The sequence below is a fragment of the Bradyrhizobium sp. LeoA1Lang genome (assembly GCF_055413685.1).
This window is the reverse complement of record NZ_JBVAPG010000072.1, coordinates 1-16,760: the sequence shown is the minus strand read 5'-3', so window position 1 is coordinate 16,760 and position 16,760 is coordinate 1. Positions and strand designations below refer to the sequence as shown.

The 16,760-nt window shown below is 64.9% G+C and carries 13 protein-coding genes and 1 other RNA gene; 4 read left to right on the top strand and 10 right to left on the bottom strand.

What is annotated here, in order from left to right:
- Positions 1-183: 183 nt before the first annotated feature.
- The 7 genes from murD to rsmH form a co-directional block, all read right to left on the bottom strand.
- Complete coding sequence (gene murD, locus ACZYOF_RS23365; protein WP_130577529.1) at positions 184-1,587, bottom strand: UDP-N-acetylmuramoyl-L-alanine--D-glutamate ligase; 1,404 nt, start codon at positions 1,585-1,587, stop codon at positions 184-186.
- The gene (mraY, locus tag ACZYOF_RS23360) at positions 1,584-2,690 is read right to left on the bottom strand and encodes a phospho-N-acetylmuramoyl-pentapeptide-transferase (RefSeq protein WP_028167502.1); all 1,107 of its coding nucleotides are present in this window, start codon (positions 2,688-2,690) and stop codon (positions 1,584-1,586) included. Before mraY ends, murD begins: the two co-directional genes overlap by 4 nt.
- Before the next feature lie 9 nt (positions 2,691-2,699).
- On the bottom strand, positions 2,700-4,133 hold the full coding sequence (locus ACZYOF_RS23355; RefSeq protein ID WP_130577530.1) for a UDP-N-acetylmuramoylalanyl-D-glutamyl-2,6-diaminopimelate--D-alanyl-D-alanine ligase: 1,434 nt from the start codon (positions 4,131-4,133) through the stop codon (positions 2,700-2,702).
- On the bottom strand, positions 4,130-5,587 hold the full coding sequence (locus ACZYOF_RS23350) for a UDP-N-acetylmuramoyl-L-alanyl-D-glutamate--2,6-diaminopimelate ligase (RefSeq protein WP_463717255.1): 1,458 nt from the start codon (positions 5,585-5,587) through the stop codon (positions 4,130-4,132). Before ACZYOF_RS23350 ends, ACZYOF_RS23355 begins: the two co-directional genes overlap by 4 nt.
- A gap of 102 nt (positions 5,588-5,689) precedes the next feature.
- On the bottom strand, positions 5,690-7,435 hold the full coding sequence (locus ACZYOF_RS23345; protein WP_463717254.1) for a peptidoglycan D,D-transpeptidase FtsI family protein: 1,746 nt from the start codon (positions 7,433-7,435) through the stop codon (positions 5,690-5,692).
- Positions 7,432-7,833, bottom strand: a complete 402-nt coding sequence (gene ftsL, locus ACZYOF_RS23340; protein WP_463717253.1) for a cell division protein FtsL — start codon at positions 7,831-7,833, stop codon at positions 7,432-7,434. Before ftsL ends, ACZYOF_RS23345 begins: the two co-directional genes overlap by 4 nt.
- A 3-nt stretch (positions 7,834-7,836) precedes the next feature.
- Complete coding sequence (gene rsmH, locus ACZYOF_RS23335; RefSeq protein WP_463717252.1) at positions 7,837-8,829, bottom strand: 16S rRNA (cytosine(1402)-N(4))-methyltransferase RsmH; 993 nt, start codon at positions 8,827-8,829, stop codon at positions 7,837-7,839.
- A gap of 466 nt (positions 8,830-9,295) precedes the next feature.
- Between rsmH and ACZYOF_RS23330 the strand changes: the two genes are divergently transcribed.
- Positions 9,296-10,159 (top strand): N-acetylmuramoyl-L-alanine amidase, encoded by an 864-nt coding sequence (locus tag ACZYOF_RS23330; RefSeq protein WP_463717251.1) that lies wholly within the window; start codon positions 9,296-9,298, stop codon positions 10,157-10,159.
- Between the two features lie 101 nt (positions 10,160-10,260).
- Here ACZYOF_RS23330 and ACZYOF_RS23325 read toward each other — a convergent pair whose 3' ends face one another.
- Complete coding sequence (locus ACZYOF_RS23325; RefSeq protein ID WP_463717250.1) at positions 10,261-11,496, bottom strand: RNA polymerase sigma factor; 1,236 nt, start codon at positions 11,494-11,496, stop codon at positions 10,261-10,263.
- A gap of 64 nt (positions 11,497-11,560) precedes the next feature.
- Positions 11,561-11,917 carry a YciI family protein gene (locus ACZYOF_RS23320; RefSeq protein ID WP_165421009.1) on the bottom strand — a complete coding sequence of 119 codons (357 nt, stop codon included), beginning with the start codon at positions 11,915-11,917 and terminating at the stop codon, positions 11,561-11,563.
- Between the two features lie 149 nt (positions 11,918-12,066).
- Between ACZYOF_RS23320 and rnpB the strand changes: the two genes are divergently transcribed.
- The 3 genes from rnpB (at position 12,067) to ACZYOF_RS23305 (ending at position 14,510) form a co-directional block, all read left to right on the top strand.
- Positions 12,067-12,516, top strand: an RNA gene (rnpB, locus tag ACZYOF_RS23315) — RNase P RNA component class A.
- A 244-nt stretch (positions 12,517-12,760) separates the two neighbouring features.
- Positions 12,761-13,504 carry a sulfite exporter TauE/SafE family protein gene (locus tag ACZYOF_RS23310; protein WP_463717249.1) on the top strand — a complete coding sequence of 248 codons (744 nt, stop codon included), beginning with the start codon at positions 12,761-12,763 and terminating at the stop codon, positions 13,502-13,504.
- A 73-nt stretch (positions 13,505-13,577) separates the two neighbouring features.
- Entirely contained in the window at positions 13,578-14,510 is a 933-nt protein-coding gene (locus tag ACZYOF_RS23305) for a DMT family transporter (protein ID WP_463717248.1), read from the top strand.
- Between the two features lie 6 nt (positions 14,511-14,516).
- On the opposite strand, the gene ACZYOF_RS23300 is transcribed toward ACZYOF_RS23305, so the two are convergent.
- Positions 14,517-16,316 (bottom strand): ABC transporter ATP-binding protein, encoded by a 1,800-nt coding sequence (locus ACZYOF_RS23300; RefSeq protein ID WP_463717247.1) that lies wholly within the window; start codon positions 16,314-16,316, stop codon positions 14,517-14,519.
- Between the last annotated feature and the right edge of the window lie 444 nt (positions 16,317-16,760).

The window sequence follows — 16,760 nt, the reverse complement described above, 5'->3', positions numbered from 1 at the left end:
TGCCGAGGTAACGGCCATTGGTGGACGAGGATGGTTTCCGAAGGGTTAATGGAGTGAGCAACTTTGGAGATAGAGCGAACCTCTCTCCCCTCGTCATGCCCGGCCTTGTGCCGGGCATCCACGTCTTTGCCGCCGCAACGAAGGGAAGACGTGGATGGCCGGGACAAGCCCGGCCATGACGGGCTACATCACCACCGGCTTGACGCCGGGCAGCGCTGTCACGAGGTCGCGGAAGGCGGCGCCGCGGATTTCGAAATTGCGGTATTGGTCGAACGAGGCGCAGGCTGGCGACAGCAGGACAACCGGGTCAGTGAGCCCAGAGGCTTCCGCGTCACGCGCTGCGTTGGCGACTGCTACATCCAGCGTCTGCGAAATCTCGTGCGGCACGGCCTCGCCGAGCGTGCCGGCGAATTCCTGCGCGGCCTCGCCGATCAGATAGGCTTTGCGGATGCGCGGGAAATAGCCAGTCAGGCTGGTGATGCCGCCGGCCTTGGGCTTGCCGCCGGCAATCCAGAAGATATCGGAGAAAGACGACAGGGCATGGGCGGCTGCATCCGCGTTGGTGCCCTTGGAGTCATTGACGAACAGCACGTTGCCGCGGCGGCCGACCTGCTCCATGCGGTGGGCGAGGCCGGGGAAGCTGCGCAGCCCGTTCTGCAGCACATCCGTCGGGATACCCATCGCCAGCGTGCAGGCCGACGCGCACGCCGCGTTCTGGGCATTGTGCAGGCCGCGGAGCGAGCCGATGCCGCCCAGTCGTGCGACTTCGCTGCGCGCGGCACCTGAGGCCAGCACGATGGTCTCGTGCTCGACATAGATGCCGTCCGGCAGCGGGTTCTTCACGGACACCCGCACCACGCGCTTGCCTGACCGATCGAGGCGATCGGCGATGTTGCGGCAGAAGATGTCGTCGACACCGACGATCGAGGTGCCACCCGGCTGCACGTCGGCGACCAGCCGTTCCTTCACCGCGGCGTAATTCTCCAGCGTGCCGTGGCGATCGATGTGGTCCTCGCTGACATTGAGCAGGATGCCGACGGAAGGATCGAGCGATGGCGTGAGGTCGATCTGGTAGGACGACATCTCGATCACATGCACGCGCCCCATCCGCGGCGGTTCCAGGGACAGGATCGCGGTGCCGATGTTGCCGCCCATCTGGGTATCGTAGCCGGCGACCTTCATCAGATGGGCGATCAGCGCCGTTGTGGTCGACTTGCCGTTGGTGCCGGTGATGGCGACGAACGGCGCTTCCGGCGCGTGACGTCGCCGCTCGCGGCAGAACAGCTCGACGTCGCCGATCACCTCGACGCCGGCCTGGCGCGCCAGCAGCACGCTCCAATGCGGCGCTGGATGGGTCAGCGGCGCGCCGGGGGTCAGGATCAGCGCGGCGAAATTCGCCCAGGAGACCGAGCGCAGGTCGGCGGTGACGAAGCCAGCCTGCGCGGCTTTGGTGACGTTGTCGGAATTGTCGTCGCCAGCAATCACCTCCGCCCCACCCGCCCTCAGCGCGTGGCAGCTCGCAAGTCCCGAACCCCCGAGGCCGAACACGGCAACCGTCTTGCCCGCAAACGAGGTGACAGGGATCATCGCAGCTTCAGCGTGGAAAGGCCGGCGAGCGCCAGCATCACGGCGATGATCCAGAAGCGGATCACGATCTGCGGCTCGGTCCAGCCCTTCTGCTCGAAATGATGGTGCAGCGGCGCCATCCGGAACACGCGCTTGCCGGTGAGCTTAAACGAGGCCACCTGCACGATCACCGAAACCGCCTCCAACACGAACAGGCCGCCGATCACGGCCAGCACGATCTCGTGCTTCACGGCGACCGCCGTTGCTCCGAGCATGCCGCCGAGAGCGAGCGAGCCGGTGTCGCCCATGAAGATCGAGGCCGGCGGCGCGTTGAACCACAGAAACCCAAGACCTGCGCCCAGCACGGCGCCGCAGAGCACCGCGAGCTCGCCGGTTCCGGCGACATAGTTGATCTGCAGGTAGTCGGAGAACACCGCATTGCCGGTGAGATAGGAAATCATGCCGAAGCTGGCAGCCGCGATCATCACCGGAACGATGGCGAGACCGTCGAGGCCGTCGGTCAGGTTCACCGCGTTACCCGCGCCGACCATGACGAAGGCGCCGAAGATCACGAAGAACCAGCCGAAATTGAACACCACATCCTTGAAGAAGGGAATCGCGAGCGAGGTCGAGGACACGTCGCGCCCGAGCCGCACCAGCGCGTAACAGGCGGCGAGCGCGATGATCGCCTCGATCGCGAGGCGCAGCTTGCCGGCAAAGCCGCTGTGGCTCTGCTTGGTGACCTTCAGATAATCGTCATAGAAGCCGACGAAGCCGAAACCCAGCGTCACCGCCAGCACGATCCAGACATAGGGATTGATCGGATTGGCCCAGAGCAGCGTCGCCACCACCACGCCGGACAGGATCATCAGCCCGCCCATGGTCGGCGTGCCCTTCTTGGTGATGAGGTGCGATTGCGGGCCGTCGGTGCGGATCGGCTGGCCCTTGCCCTGGCGCAGCCGCAGATGATCGATGATCCAGGGCCCGAACAGGAACACGAACAGCGCGCCCGTCACCATCGCCCCGCCGGTGCGGAAGGTGATGTAGCGGAACACGTTGAGCGCCCCCCGGAACACCCCGAAGCCGGGCACCGTGTTGGAAAGATCGATCAGCCAATAAAACATTCAATATGCCTATACCGCTTCTTCATGCGCGGCTTTGCCGGGAAAGCGCTTCTCCAGCGCGTTGACGATCCGCTTCATCTTCGAACCCAGCGATCCCTTGACCATGACGGCGTCGCCGGGGCTGATGGCCGCGACCGCCTGGGTCTCCAGACTCGCCGAGTTATCGGCATAGCCTCCTCGCCTTCCCGTGGAAAGAGCGTCCCAGAGGTTGCGCATCAGCGGACCACAACAATAAACGAGGTCGATATTGTTGGCGTTGACAGCCTCGGCCAAACCGCGATGCAGCGCAGGGCCGGTCGGCCCGAGCTCGAGCATGTCGCCGAGTACCGCGATGCGGCGGCCGTGCGGGCCGAGCTGGGCCTGCCCGAGCACGTTCAGCGCGGCCGCCATCGACGCCGGATTGGCATTATAGCTTTCGTCGATCAGCGTCGCCTCGCCGGTCCCGACCTCGAGGATGCGCCGCGCACCGCGACCCGCGGGCGCCTCGAGCTGCGACAGCGACAATGCCGCGCGCGCAAGGTCCGCCCCGATCAGCGCCGCGCCGGCGAGCACGGCGAGCGAGTTCATCGCCATATGGCGGCCCGGCATGCTGATCTTGTAGGTGACGTCGTGGCAGAGGACATTGGCGTGCACGGCGGAACAGGTCGCGTGGAGCGACACATCGATCAGCCGCGCATCGGATTGCGCGTCCGTGCCGAAGGAAACGACGCGTGGGATGCCAAGTTCCTTCGCGCGGGCTTCGAGCCTTCCGAATTGCGCATTGTCGCGGTTGAGCACGACGGCGCCATCAGGCTCGAGACCGAGAAAGATCTCCGCCTTGGCGTCCGCGATCTCTTCGATGCCGGAAAAGAACTCCAGATGCACCGGCTCCACGGTGGTGACGACGGCAACATGCGGCCGCACCAGCTTCACCAGCGGCGTGATCTCGCCAACATGGTTCATGCCGATCTCGAACACCGCAAAGCGCGCCGATGCCGGACAACGCGCCAGCGACAGCGGCACGCCCCAATGATTGTTGAAGGAAGCCACGGAGGCGTGCGTCTCGCCTTGCGCCGAGAGCACATGCCGGAGCGCTTCCTTGGTCGAGGTCTTGCCGACCGAGCCGGTGACCGCGATGATCCTCGCGTTGAGCCGCGCGCGAGAGGCATGGGCGAGATCGACCAGCCCTGCAAGCACATCGTCGACGACGAGCAGCGGCGCATCGGCGGGGAACTTCTCGCGCTGGGCGCTTTCGACCACCGCGAGCGCGGCGCCCGCCTTCAATGCGGCCTCGACAAAACTGTGGCCGTCATGCACGTCGCCCTTGATGGCAAAATAGGCCTCGCCCGGCCGCAGCGTGCGGCTGTCGATGGAAAGGCCGGTGACGGCGGAGGGCAAGCGCCCCTGGGTCGCGGCGCGCATCGCGTCCGCCATTGCCGCCGATGTCCACAGTGGTGTGCTCATGCGACCCTCGCTTCAAGTGCCGCGGCCACGGCCTCATGATCGCTGAACGGCAATGTCTTGTCGCCGATGATCTGTCCGATCTCATGCCCCTTGCCGGCGATCAAAAGCACATCGCCCGGCTGCAACGCAGCAATGCCGGCCCTGATCGCTTCCGCGCGGTCGCCGATTTCGTTGGCGCCCTTCGCGGCGGCGAGGATGGCGGCACGGATCGCCGCGGGATTCTCGCTGCGCGGATTGTCATCGGTGACGATGACGCTGTCCGCATTGTCGGCGGCAATCGCGCCCATTAGCGGACGCTTGCCCGCATCGCGGTCGCCACCGGCGCCAAGGACGACGATCAGCTTGCGCTTGGCATAGGGCCGCAGCGCCTGCAGCGCCTTGGCAAGCGCATCCGGCTTGTGCGCGTAGTCGATGAAAATCGGCGCGCCGTTGCGCTCGCCGACGCGTTCGAGCCGGCCCTTGGCGCCCTCGAGATGTTCGAGGCTTGCGAAGACGGCATCGGCATCGCTGCCGGTCCCGATCGCAAGCCCGGCAGCCACCAGCGCATTCTCGATCTGGAACTCGCCGACCAGCGGCAAATGGATGGTGCGCTTCCGGCCGCAGTGTTCGACCGTAAGCTTCTGCGCAAAACCTTCGATCGACGCGTCGACCAGGCGAATACCATCTCCGCCATCGGCCTTGCGGCCAACCGCGATGATCCTGAGCTTGCGTGCACGCGCCGCATCGATCACGTCAGGCGAACAATCATGATCGGCCGAAATCACGGCCGCGCCGCCATCCATCACAAGATCGCGGAACAGCCGCAGTTTCGCGTTGAGATAGTGCGCCACGTCGGGGTGATAATCCATGTGGTCGCGCGACAGGTTGGTGAAGCCGCCGGCGGCGACGCGCACGCCGTCGAGCCGATATTGGTCGAGCCCGTGCGAAGACGCTTCGAATGCGAGATGCGTGACGCCATCGCGGGCGATCTCGTCGAGCTGCCGATGCAGCTCGATCGGATCAGGCGTGGTCAACGAGCCATAGACCGTACGCTTCGGCGACACCAGGCCGATGGTGCCGATGCTCGCGGCGTCGTGCCCCAATCGCTGCCAGATCTGGCGCGTGAAAGCCGCCACCGATGTCTTGCCGCTGGTGCCGGTCACCGCCGCAATCGTCTCGGGCTGGCGCGGGAAAAATTTCGCCGCAGCCAGCGCCAATGCGCGGCGTGGATTCGGCGTCACGACAAAAGGCACACGCAACCCGCCTTGCGGCCGGTGCTCGCTCGCAACAGCGGCTGCGCCCGCGGCAATCGCGGCATCGATGAAGCGCGCCCCGTCGGTCTTGTAGCCCGCGAGTGCGAAGAACAGATCGCCCGGCTTCACCGTGCGGCTATCAGCCGTCACCCCTCCGATCTCGACGGCTTCCGCCCGCGGATCGATCGTGGCATCAGCACTGAAAAGGTCGCGAAGTCTCATGATCTTCCAGTCCGGCCGGCTGCTCACGCTCAAACGTGACGGCGCATGATCCTCTCGGAAACCCCGCATCCACTTTTCCGGATCATGCCCTGCCCCCACGCCTTACTGGGTTGTCCTCGATGCCGCAAGAATAAGGCGGTCGGACGGCGGCAGGTCAAACCGCGGCTCGAGGCCCAAAAGCGGCGCAATACGGGCGATCACCTTGCCGCCGGTCGGCACCGCGTTCCAGCCCGAGGTGATGAAACCATGGGTCTCCGGCAGCGCCTTCGGCTCGTCCAGCATCACCAGGAGCTGGTACTTCGGATTATCGGCCGGGAGGATGGCGGTGAAGGAGTTCAGCACCTGTTTCTTGGAGTAGCGGCCGTTGACCACCTTTTCCGCAGTGCCGGTCTTGCCGCCGATATAATAACCCTTCACGTCGGCCGACTTGGCGGTCCCGATTTCGGCATTAAGTCGCATCAGATAACGGATCTTGTCCGACGTCTCAGGCTTCACCACCCGCTTGGCCATCGCCTTGGCGTCTTCCTCCGTGCGCTTGAGGAAGGTCGGCGGAATCAGATAGCCGCCATTGACCATCGCATTGATGCCCATCACCGCCTGCAGCGGCGCAACCGCGATGCCATGGCCGAAGGAGATGGTGATCGTGTTCAATTCGCTCCAGCGCTTCGGCACGATCGGCGATGCGCTCTCCGGCAATTCGGTGCGCAGCCGGTCGAGCTGGCCGACCTTCTTCAGGAACGCCTTGTGCGCCTCGACTCCTTGCGCAAGCGCGATGCGCGCCGCGCCGACATTGGAGGAGAAGGTGAACACTTCCGACAGCGAGATCGCCCGGCCGAGCGGATGGCTGTCGTGGATCGCGAACTTGCCATAGTGTAGCGCGCCGCGCGCATCATACATGGTGTGGAGCGTGGCCTTGCCGGAATCCAGCGCCATCGCCAGCGTCAGCGTCTTGAAGGTCGAGCCCATCTCGAAGACGCCCGTGGTCAGGCGGTTGATGCGATCGGGATCGTGCGCTTCCTTCGGATTGTTGGGATCGAAATCGGGCAGTGAGACCAGCGCGACGATCTCGCCGGTCCGGACATTGGAGACGAGGCCCGATGCCGCCTTGGCCTTGTACTTCTCCTTGGCCTTCAGGAGCTCGTCGCGCAGCGCGTGCTCGACACGCAGATCGATCGACAGTTCCACCGGCTTCTGCAAGCGGTCGGTGGCAAAACCCGCGCGATGCAGATCGGCCAGACCATTATTGTCCAGCCACTTCTCCATGCCGGCGATGCCCTGGTTGTCGATATTGACGAGGCCGATCAAGTGGGCAACGGTCGCGCCGGTCGGATAGATGCGCCTGTTCTCGCGCAGGAAGCCGATGCCGGGAACGCCGAGGCGATGGATATCCTGCTGCTGTTGCGGCGTGATCTCGCGCTTCAGCCAGACGAAACCTTTTCGCGAGGACAGACGATCGCGCACTTCGGCGGTATCGAGATCAGGCAGCGTCGCGGTGAGAAGTTCGATCGCCTCGTCTTTGTCGATGATGCGGCGCGGCTCGCCGAACAGGCTCGGCGCTTTGACGTCGGTCGCGAGGATTGCGCCATTGCGGTCGATGATATCAGGGCGCGCGGTGGCGATCGCATCCTGCGAGGCGGTGCGGCGCGCGCCGTGGCTGTCGGCGCCGATCGCGAACATCACGAGCCGCCCGGCAATAATGGCGTAGACGGCGGCAAACGCGATGATCGCGAGACCGACCCGGGCCCGCGCCTTCGCGCTGCGGTCGACATTCCGCCCGTAGAGCAGGCCGCGGATCAGCCGCTGCCGCCACGGTTCGGCAGGTTTGGCGGGTAGCGCACGGTCGGTCATTGCTGATCTCCCTGCTGCGCGGGCTCTCCTACCGATCCGGTCACGCTCTCCTGGTCGGCAGCGGCCTCGATGGTGTTGATCATCGCGCCGATCGGGTCGGGCGCGCCCGGCCGCGCGAAGTTCGGCGGACGTTCGGGCAAGTTCTTCAGCGAGTCATATTGATTGGCGACGAGCGGCTTCAATGCGAGATGACGCTCGGCCAATCCCTGCAACCGAAGCGGCGAGTCGAGCTTGGCCCATTCGGCGCGCAGGCCCGCGATCGCGTCGCGCTGCTCGCGGATCTCAGCGTTCAGCCGCAGCACGCGCTCGGTACGAACAGTCGATTCCATCTTGATGCGGTAGACATAGGCCGCACAGACCACGAGGAAACCGATCACGAGGAAATGGAGGATGCGCATGCGCTAGCCTCCCCTCATCACGCGTTCGAGCGTCGGCCATGACGGCGGCTCGCCTTCGGCATGCACTGGCGCTTCCGTGCGCTCGGCGGCGCGCAGTTTGGCCGATCGCGCGCGGGGATTGGCCGCGATCTCGTCCTCGGACGGCGTCAGCGGACGTTTTGTCAATATCCTAAAGCTCGGCGCCATCTGCGCCACTTCGGGCAAATGCCGCGAGCCGCTGGAAACCTTGCCGCGCTCGCCGAAGAAATTCTTGACGATGCGGTCTTCCAGCGAATGGAACGAAACAACCACGAGCCGCCCGCCCGGCTTCAGCACGCGCTCGGCGGCGGTGAGCGCGCGCTGCAATTCGTCGAGCTCTTCGTTGACGAAGATGCGCAGCCCCTGGAAGGTCCGCGTCGCCGGATGAATCTCGTTCGGCTTGGAACGGACGACCCTGGCGACGATGTCGGCCAGCGCTTGCGTCGTCGTGATCGGCGCTTCCTTGCGCGCGGCCACGATCGCGCGCGCTACGCCGCGCGAGTGCCGCTCCTCGCCGAAGAGATAGATGATGTCGGCCAGATCGCGTTCGGACGCGGTTGCGATCACATCCGCCGCGGTAGGCCCCGCATGCCCCATCCGCATGTCGAGCGGGCCCGCCAGGCGGAACGAGAAGCCGCGCACGGCCTGATCGAGCTGCATCGAGGAGACCCCGATGTCCATCACCACGCCGTCGACGGCCTCCACACCTTGCGCGGCGCAAACGTCGGCGAGATTGGAGAAGCGGTCCTCGACCAGCGTCAGCCGGCCATCGGCGCGATCGACCAGATCGAAGCCGCCCGCGATCGCCGACCGGTCGCGGTCGATGCCGATGACGCGGGTTCCAGGCACGTCGAGAATCAGGCGGCTATAGCCGCCGGCGCCGAAAGTGGCATCGACATAAACACCGCCGTCCCGCGGATTCAGCATCTCGACCGCCTCGCGGCCGAGCACCGAAATATGCGGCGCAGCAGCCGTCATGCGCCGGCTCCGAACGTTGTCCGGCGTAGGGGATCGAAACTGGACACGGACCAGCCCATGGCGCCTCGAATGATTACGCGTCACGCCGCGGTTCCGTCCGAGCAGCCGCGACACGGAGCACGCGCCGGTTCCCATATCAGGCCGCAAATCCTGATTCCCGACCGGAGTTTGCTGGGCTGCCATGGGATTTCGCGCGCAAGCGGGCCTCGGCCGTCCCTCAAAAACCGGTTCGGCTATTCACCACTTAGTAACGGCACTTAGCGTTAAGAAAGCGTTGCCGAATCCTTCACGGTTTCTTTTGCTTTTTAGTCACACGTGGAACTTGCTGATGCGCGCCATCCACAGGCGGACCCAAAATTCGCGGGGATGGCGCCGATGTGATTGCACCTGCGGCAAGGTAAAGGAATAGTAAATTGAGGGCTGTCCCGGAAATTGCAGGACTGCCGTTTTGAATTTGAGATTTGGGATGTCGTCTGGTTCGTTCGCGTCTGCTGATTCGAAGCGTCAACGCGCCCTTCCGGTTCCCAGGGCCATAGCCGACATGAAGACCTTTACTCCAGACTCTTCGATCGTCTCCGACGTCATCCCTTCGGTGAATTTCGGCGAACGCGCCAACGACCGGCAGCCCGACATGATCGTGCTGCACTACACTGGCATGCCCGACGTCGAAGGCGCCATCGCCCAGCTCTGCACCGCCGGCACCGAGGTCTCCGCACATTACATTGTGCTGGAGGATGGCCGCATCGTGCAGTGCGTGCCGGAGAGCAAGCGCGCCTGGCACGCCGGCGTGTCCTGCTGGGCAGGCGAAGAGGACATCAATTCCTGCTCGATCGGCATCGAGATCATCAACCGCGGCCACGACTGGGGCTACCCGGATTATCCGCTGCGCCAGATCGCAGCAGTGATCGCGCTGTGCCGCGGCATCATGCTTCGCCGCAACGTGCCTTCGTATCGCGTGCTCGCCCATTCCGACGTCGCGCCGGCGCGCAAGAAGGATCCCGGCGAAAAGTTCCCGTGGCATTCGCTCGCCAATTCCGGCGTCGGGCATTGGGTTCAGCCGGCGCCGATCGTGCGCGGGGAGACGCTGCAGCTCGGCGCGATCAACGACAACGTCACCAACATGCAGAAGGCATTCGCCCGCTACGGCTACAACATCCCGACCAACGGCAAGTTTGACGGCCCCACCATGGAAGTCGTCACCGCCTTCCAGCGCCATTTCCGCCAGGAGCGCGTCGACGGCATCGTCGATCGCTCGACCATGACCACCCTGCACGCGCTGCTGGAAAGCCTGCCGCCGGAAGCAACGGCGACAGAGGTTGCGGCGAAGTAGGCAAGTCTCTCGTCATTGCGAGCGAAGCGAAGCAATCCATCTCGCCACTTGTGGAAGCATGGATTGCTTCGTCGCTACGCTCCTCGCAATGACGGAGGCCATCACCCCATCTCCGCGATGCGTCGCGCGTAGAGCCGGCGCAGCGGCTCCAGTTGCGTCGCGGCGGTTGCCGCCAGATAGGCTTCGCGCGCGGCGTCGGTGCGACCGAGGCGACGCAGCAGATCGGCGCGGACGGCCGGCAGCAATTCGTAACCCTGGAGGCTGCCGCGCGCTTCGAGCGCGTCGATCAGGTGAAGCGCGCGCGCCGGGCCGTCGACCATCGATACCGCCGCGGCATGGTTCAGCTCGATCACCGGTGATGGGCTGGTGCGGAGCAGCACTTCATAGAGGCCGGCGATCTGCGGCCAGTCGGTGTCTTGATAGCTCGGCGCGCGGGCATGGAGTGCCGCGATCGCGGCCTGCACGGCGTAGGATTGCGGCCGGCCGGGCATGCGCAACGCTTCCTCCACCAATCGCAAGCCTTCAGCGATCTGGCTGATGTCCCACAGCGAGCGGTCCTGCTCCTCCAATAGCACGATGTCGCCGCCCGCGGTCTCGCGACCGGCGCGGCGCGCGTCGTGCAGCAGCATCAGTGCCAAGAGCCCCTTGATCTCGCCGCGGGCGGGCATCAGCGCATCGATCAGCCGCGCCAGCCGGATCGCTTCGCGCGCCAGATCGGGGTGCATCAGATCCTCGCCGGAGGTCGCTGCGTAGCCTTCGGTGAAGACGAGATAGATCACCGCGAGCACACCGCGGAGCCTCGGCTCCAGCGCCTCGCGCTCGGGCACCTCATAGGGAATGCCGGCGAGGCGAATCTTCTGCTTCGCGCGAAGCAGCCGCTGCGCCATCGCGTCCTCGCTGACGAGGAAGGCACGCGCGACCTGGGCCGTGCTGAGGCCGCAAACCGTGCGCAGCGTCAGCGCGACCTGCACCTCGTCGGCAAAGGACGGATGGCAGCAGGTGAAGATCAACCGCAGCATGTCGTCGTCGAGCGTGGCATCGACGATCTCGCAAGGCGCGGACGCGTTCAGCAGGAGTTCGTGCGTCAGTTCCCGCTGCTTGCCGCGGAACACGGCATTACGGCGGATGCGATCAATCGCCTTGTTGCGGCCGACATTGACCAGCCACGCCCGCGGGTTTTGCGGCAATTCGCCCGCATACCAACGCTCCAGCGCCACCGCGAACGCCTCCTGCAGCGCATCCTCCGCAAGATCGAAATCGCCGACGAGGCGGATCAGCGTCGCCAGCGCCCGGCTCGCCTCGTCGCGGAAGATCTTTTCGATCTGGGTCGGAGTCATGCGGTCTGTCAATCATCAGTCCGGGATTGCGCCAAATGGCGCATCCCGGAATGACGGTACGGCATCAGTTGTTGTCGTAGATCATGATCGGCCTGACTTCGATCGAGCCGGTCTTGGCGCCGGGAATCCGCGCGGCGACGCCGAGAGCGGTGTCGAGGTCCTTGGCGTCGATCAGGTAGTAGCCGCCGAGCTGTTCGTGCGTTTCCGCGAATGGACCGTCCGTCGTCAATATCTTGCCGTCGCGAACCCGCACCGTCGTCGCAGTCGTTGAGGGTTGCAGCCCGTCGCCAGCCTTGAAATGGCCGCTCTGGATGATGGACTGGGTGAATGCACCGTATTCCGCCGTTAGTTTCTTGCGGTCATCGGCGGTCATGCGGCCTAACTCTGCTTCCTTTCGATAGATCAACAGCAGGTACTGCATCTGAAAATCTCCTCTTGATCGGCTGGATCGCCGACATCCAGTCGAACGGGCGACAGGCAAAACGACACCTTCAGGATAGATTATTTTGGCGCGCTTCGCGGGCGTTATCCGCTTGACGGAACCGGCTGGAACCCCCATGCCTATGGGCGTCAGTCGGCCGGACGGCCGCTCCCGCAAGCGCCGAAAGGCCGCGGGGGAGGAAAGTCCGGGCTCCATCGACATGCGGTGCCGGATAACGTCCGGCGGGGGCAACCCCAGGGAAAGTGCCACAGAGAACGAACCGCTTCCCCCCACCCTGCCCTGCCTCGCTTGTGGAGGAAGGATAAAGGGGGGGGCAGCAAGGGTGAAAAGGTGCGGTAAGAGCGCACCGCGTTTCCGGCGACGGAGACGGCATGGCAAACCCCACCGGGAGCAAAACCGAATAGGGACGGCAACGCAGGCTGTTCGCGAAAGCGATAACGCTGCAGGGCGATGTCAGGCCCGCCGTCCGGGTAGGTTGCTCGAGGCCGTCTGCAAAGGTGGTCCCAGAGGAATGGCCGTCACGTACCATTCGCGAGAATGGTGCCCTACAGAACCCGGCTTACAGGCCGGCTGATGTTCTTGGAAATGAGGGGTTCGGCGCAAACACGCTGGACCCCTCGCCATTTTTGCAGACCGTCATTCCGGGGCGCATCGAAGATGCGAACCCGGAATCTGGAGATTGCGGCGCGAGATTCCGGGTTCGCGCTCGCGCGCGCCCCGGAATGACGTCGTCGCGCAACGATCCGAAACAGCGGATTGCGATAGTGCCTGCCGGGCTCGTCGTGTAGACGTCAGGCCAATGACAATGAGAACAAGACGATGATGGGCGGCTTCGCCCTGGCGGTGCTGTTTGTCGGCGCGCTCGCCGGGGGCTTCGTATCCGGCCTTGCCGGCTTCGGCACTGCGCTGATGGCGCTGGGGATCTGGCTCTACGTCGCGCCGCCTGCTGTTGCCGTGCCTTTGGTCCTGATCTGCTCGGTTATCGGCCAACTCACGACCTTGCCCTCGATCTGGCGCTCGATCGATTTCAGGCTGGTCTGGCCGTTTGTGCTCGGCGGGCTCGCCGGCGTGCCGCTCGGCACGCTGCTGATCGCCCATGCCGATCCCAACACCTTCAAGCTGACCATCGGCGTGTTTCTGCTGGTCTTTCCCACCGCGCTCTATTTTCAGCGCAGACCAATGGCGATCAAGTTTGGCGGCAAGCCGTTCGACGGCGCCGTCGGATTTGCCGGCGGCATCCTCGGCGGCCTGGCCGGCCTCTCCGGCCCCTCGCCGATTCTTTGGGCCAGCGTGCGCGGCTGGACCAAGGAGCAGCGGCGCGGGATTTTCCAGACCTTCAACTTCACGGTGCTGGCGACTGCGCTGTTGCTGCAGGCGTTCGCCGGGTTCGTCACGAGGGACGTCCTCGCGCTCGCTGTCGTGACCTTTCCGGCGACGGTGGCCGGCGCCTGGCTCGGCGCGCGAATCTATCATGCGCTGAGCGACCGGAATTTCACGAACATCGTGCTCGGGCTGTTGTTTCTATCCGGCATCGGGCTGGTGTGCAGCGGAATTGCTCCGAGATAGCGCGCGCATGGCTGCCATATGCACCGAGTAGATTGCTGTACGCGGGACTGCAAAGCCGGTAACCACCTGTTTCATGTCCTCGTCCTCCTCGCGCGAACGTCTCGGCCTGTTGCTGGGCTTCATCGGCATGGCGATCTTCGGCGGCACGCTACCGGCGACGCGGCTTGCCGTTGCGGAAATTGATCCGATTGCCCTGACCGCGATCCGCACGGCAATCGCCGGTCTATGCTCGCTCGCACTTCTGCTTGTGTTGCGGCGACCGCTGCCGCGGCGGGCGCTGTGGCCGCAGCTTGTGCTGGTCATGCTGTGCGTCGCCATCCTGTTTCCGCTGCTGATGGCCGAGGGCATGCAGCGCGTTGACGCCTCCCATGGCGGCGTCGTGCTCGGCGTGCTGCCGATCGCGACCGCGCTGGTGGCGGTGACCATCACCCACGAGCGGCCGCGGCCCTTGTTCTGGGTCGCCGCTGTCGTCGGCGCTGTGCTGGTGATCGCCTTTGCGCTGCGCGATGGCGGCGGCACGCTGTCGACGGGCGACCTCTTCCTGTTCGCCTCTGTTGCGGTTTCCGCCGTTGGCTATGGCTTTTCGGGACGGCTCACCGCGGAGATGCCGGGCTGGGAAGTCATTAGCTGGGTGCTGGTGATTGCCTTGCCGTTCGCGCTGCCGGCGGCGGCGCTGACGATGCCGGCCGATCCCATGCACATCTCGCTGAAGCCGTGGCTCGGTCTGCTCTACGTCGCGCTGTTCTCGCAATGGATCGGCTTCTTCGCCTGGAATGCCGGCATGGCGATGGGCGGGATCGCGCGGGTGTCGCAGATCCAGTTGCTGCAGCCCTTCGTCACCTTCGTGCTCGCCTCGCTCTTCAATGGCGAGACGATCACCCCGCAGGTCGTGCTGTTCGCCGCCGCCGTGGTGGCGACGGTCGCGATCAGCGCGCGCACGCGGGGTCGAACGCGTGTCGTTCCGGAGCAACGCGCAGCGCTCGCGCTGACGCGCGCCCCGGAATGACGGCGGCTACTCCGCCGCGACGCGGCCGAACTCCGTCGCCTGCCTCTCGAACAGGCTGCGATAGATGCCGCCCGGTCGCGCGGTCAGCGCGGCATGGGTGCCCTGCTCGACAATCTCGCCGCGATCGAACACCAGGATGCGGTCGAGGCCGCGCACCGTCGACAGCCGGTGCGCGATCACGATCGAGGTGCGGCCCTTCATCAACCGCTCCATCGCCTCTTGGATCAGCGCCTCCGATTCCGAGTCGAGGCTCGAGGTCGCCTCGTCCAGGATCAGGATCGGCGCGTCGGCGAGGAACGCGCGCGCCAGCGCGACGCGCTGCCGCTCGCCGCCGGACAGTTTGACGCCGCGTTCGCCGACCAGCGTGCCGTAGCCCTTCGGCAGCCGCATGATGAAGTCATGCGCATTGGCAAGCCGCGCCGCCTGCTCGATCGCCGCCATGCTGGCGCCGGGCCGGCCATAGGCGACGTTCTCCGCCAGCGAACGGTGGAACAGGATCGGCTCCTGCTGCACGATCGCGATCTGGCTGCGCAGCGACTGCTGCGTCGCGTGAGCGATATTCTGACCGTCGATCAGGATGCGGCCGTCGGAGACGTCATAGAGGCGCTGCACCAGTTTCACGAACGTGGTCTTGCCCGAGCCGGACCTGCCGACCAGCCCGACACGTTCGCCGGCGCGGATATCGATCGACAGTGCGTCATAGAGCGGCGTGCGATGCCCGCCATAGAGGAAGGTGACGTTGTCGAACGTGATCCTTCCGCCCTGGACGTCGATCGACTTTGCGTCAGGCGCATCGACGATGCCGAGCGGCTCGCCATGGATGGTGACGAGCTCCTCCATGTCGTTGACCGAACGCTGCAGATTGTTGATGTGCATGCCGACGTCGCGCAAGTAAGCGTGGATGACGTAATAGCTCGTCAGCACATAGGTGACGTCGCCCGGCGAGGCGCGGCCGGCAAGCCACAGCAGGATGGCGCCGCCGATCACCGACGCGCGGAAGCACAGCAGCACCGCGAGCTGCGCCATGTTGGTCGCATTGTAGCGCAGCCAGGTGCGCAGCACCCGCCTGCGCCAGCGGGCGATGACGCCGGCGAGCCGCGTATCTTCGCGCGCCTCCGCGCCGAACGATTTCACCACCGCGTTGCAGGTGAGCGCATCCGCCAGCGTGCCGCCGACCTTGGTGTCCCAGGCATTGGAGACGCGCGCAGCCGGTGCAATATAGTTCACCGAAAGCACGACGGTCATCGCGACATAGATCACCGCGCCGACGCCGATCACGGCGCCGAGCACGGGCCAGTGCAGCCCGAGCAGGATCATCGAACCGACCAGCACCATCAGCGACGGCAGCAGCGCCATCAGGACGGTGTCGTTGAGCAGGTCGATCGCCCACATGCCGCGGGTGATCTTGCGCACGGTCGAGCCGGCAAACGAATTGGCGTGCCAGTCGGTCGAGAACCGCTGCACCCGCGCGAACGCCTCCTGCGCCACATCCGACATCGTCGTCAGCGTGAAGGGCACGATCGCCTGCAGCCCCACAAACCGCAGGATGATCGACAACAGGCCAAGCGCGACGATGCCGCCGAACGCAACCATCGCCGCATGTCGCGCCGCCAGGTCCGAGGTGCCGAGCGTCAGGGCGTCGACCAGATGGCCGGAGTAAACCGGCATGAACAGGTCGGCGACGGTGGCGCCGAGAAAGCCGACCAACACGGTCGTGGCGCGGGTGGGCTGCTTCAGCCAATGGCGGAATGCAAACGGGATCACGACGCGGATCGCGGCGGGACGTTTGTCAGTTTGAATAGTCATGGCGCAATCCGGCCGCGCTCGCCGCGCAGGCCGACTCCATCTGAATTGACGCGCGACGGCGTAAAAGCGCGCGAGGCGAGCGTCGTTGAAAGATTGGTAAAGTGTTGGAAGGCTTGAAAGACCGGAACGTCAGCCCCGGTCAGAACTGGCGGTCAATGGCGCGACCACATACCCAGTACGAGCATCGAACGGGAGCGCGCGATCTGCGAATAAGCCGAAATCATGCAAATCTCCCCGGTTCGAGCGACAACGCGTTGCTTATAAATGCGTCACGCCCGATTTGCAAGATGACAAAGCCGTGAGCTCACGTCTTCGCGCTAGCATTACAGTTGTTTTTTTAGTGGGTTTCTGAATCCATGGGCAACCATGATTCGAAGATCGTGGACGCAGGCAGCGTCGATTGAGGAGACGCTTGCGTTGTGGGCGGCGTCGCTTCGGGAGATC

Bases quoted from the DNA above. Each gene is read 5' to 3' on its own strand.
- ACZYOF_RS23300 (WP_463717247.1), bottom strand. From the start codon at position 16,316: ATGACTATTCAAACTGACAAACGTCCCGCCGCGATCCGCGTCGTGATC.
- ACZYOF_RS23305 (WP_463717248.1), top strand. From the start codon at position 13,578: ATGTCCTCGTCCTCCTCGCGCGAACGTCTCGGCCTGTTGCTGGGCTTC.
- mraY (WP_028167502.1), bottom strand. From the start codon at position 2,690: ATGTTTTATTGGCTGATCGATCTTTCCAACACGGTGCCCGGCTTCGGG.
- ACZYOF_RS23330 (WP_463717251.1), top strand. From the start codon at position 9,296: ATGTCGTCTGGTTCGTTCGCGTCTGCTGATTCGAAGCGTCAACGCGCC.
- ACZYOF_RS23325 (WP_463717250.1), bottom strand. From the start codon at position 11,496: ATGACTCCGACCCAGATCGAAAAGATCTTCCGCGACGAGGCGAGCCGG.
- ftsL (WP_463717253.1), bottom strand. From the start codon at position 7,833: ATGCGCATCCTCCATTTCCTCGTGATCGGTTTCCTCGTGGTCTGTGCG.
- ACZYOF_RS23310 (WP_463717249.1), top strand. From the start codon at position 12,761: ATGGGCGGCTTCGCCCTGGCGGTGCTGTTTGTCGGCGCGCTCGCCGGG.
- ACZYOF_RS23320 (WP_165421009.1), bottom strand. From the start codon at position 11,917: ATGCAGTACCTGCTGTTGATCTATCGAAAGGAAGCAGAGTTAGGCCGC.
- ACZYOF_RS23345 (WP_463717254.1), bottom strand. From the start codon at position 7,435: ATGACCGACCGTGCGCTACCCGCCAAACCTGCCGAACCGTGGCGGCAG.
- ACZYOF_RS23355 (WP_130577530.1), bottom strand. From the start codon at position 4,133: ATGAGCACACCACTGTGGACATCGGCGGCAATGGCGGACGCGATGCGC.
- murD (WP_130577529.1), bottom strand. From the start codon at position 1,587: ATGATCCCTGTCACCTCGTTTGCGGGCAAGACGGTTGCCGTGTTCGGC.
- rsmH (WP_463717252.1), bottom strand. From the start codon at position 8,829: ATGACGGCTGCTGCGCCGCATATTTCGGTGCTCGGCCGCGAGGCGGTC.
- ACZYOF_RS23350 (WP_463717255.1), bottom strand. From the start codon at position 5,587: ATGAGACTTCGCGACCTTTTCAGTGCTGATGCCACGATCGATCCGCGG.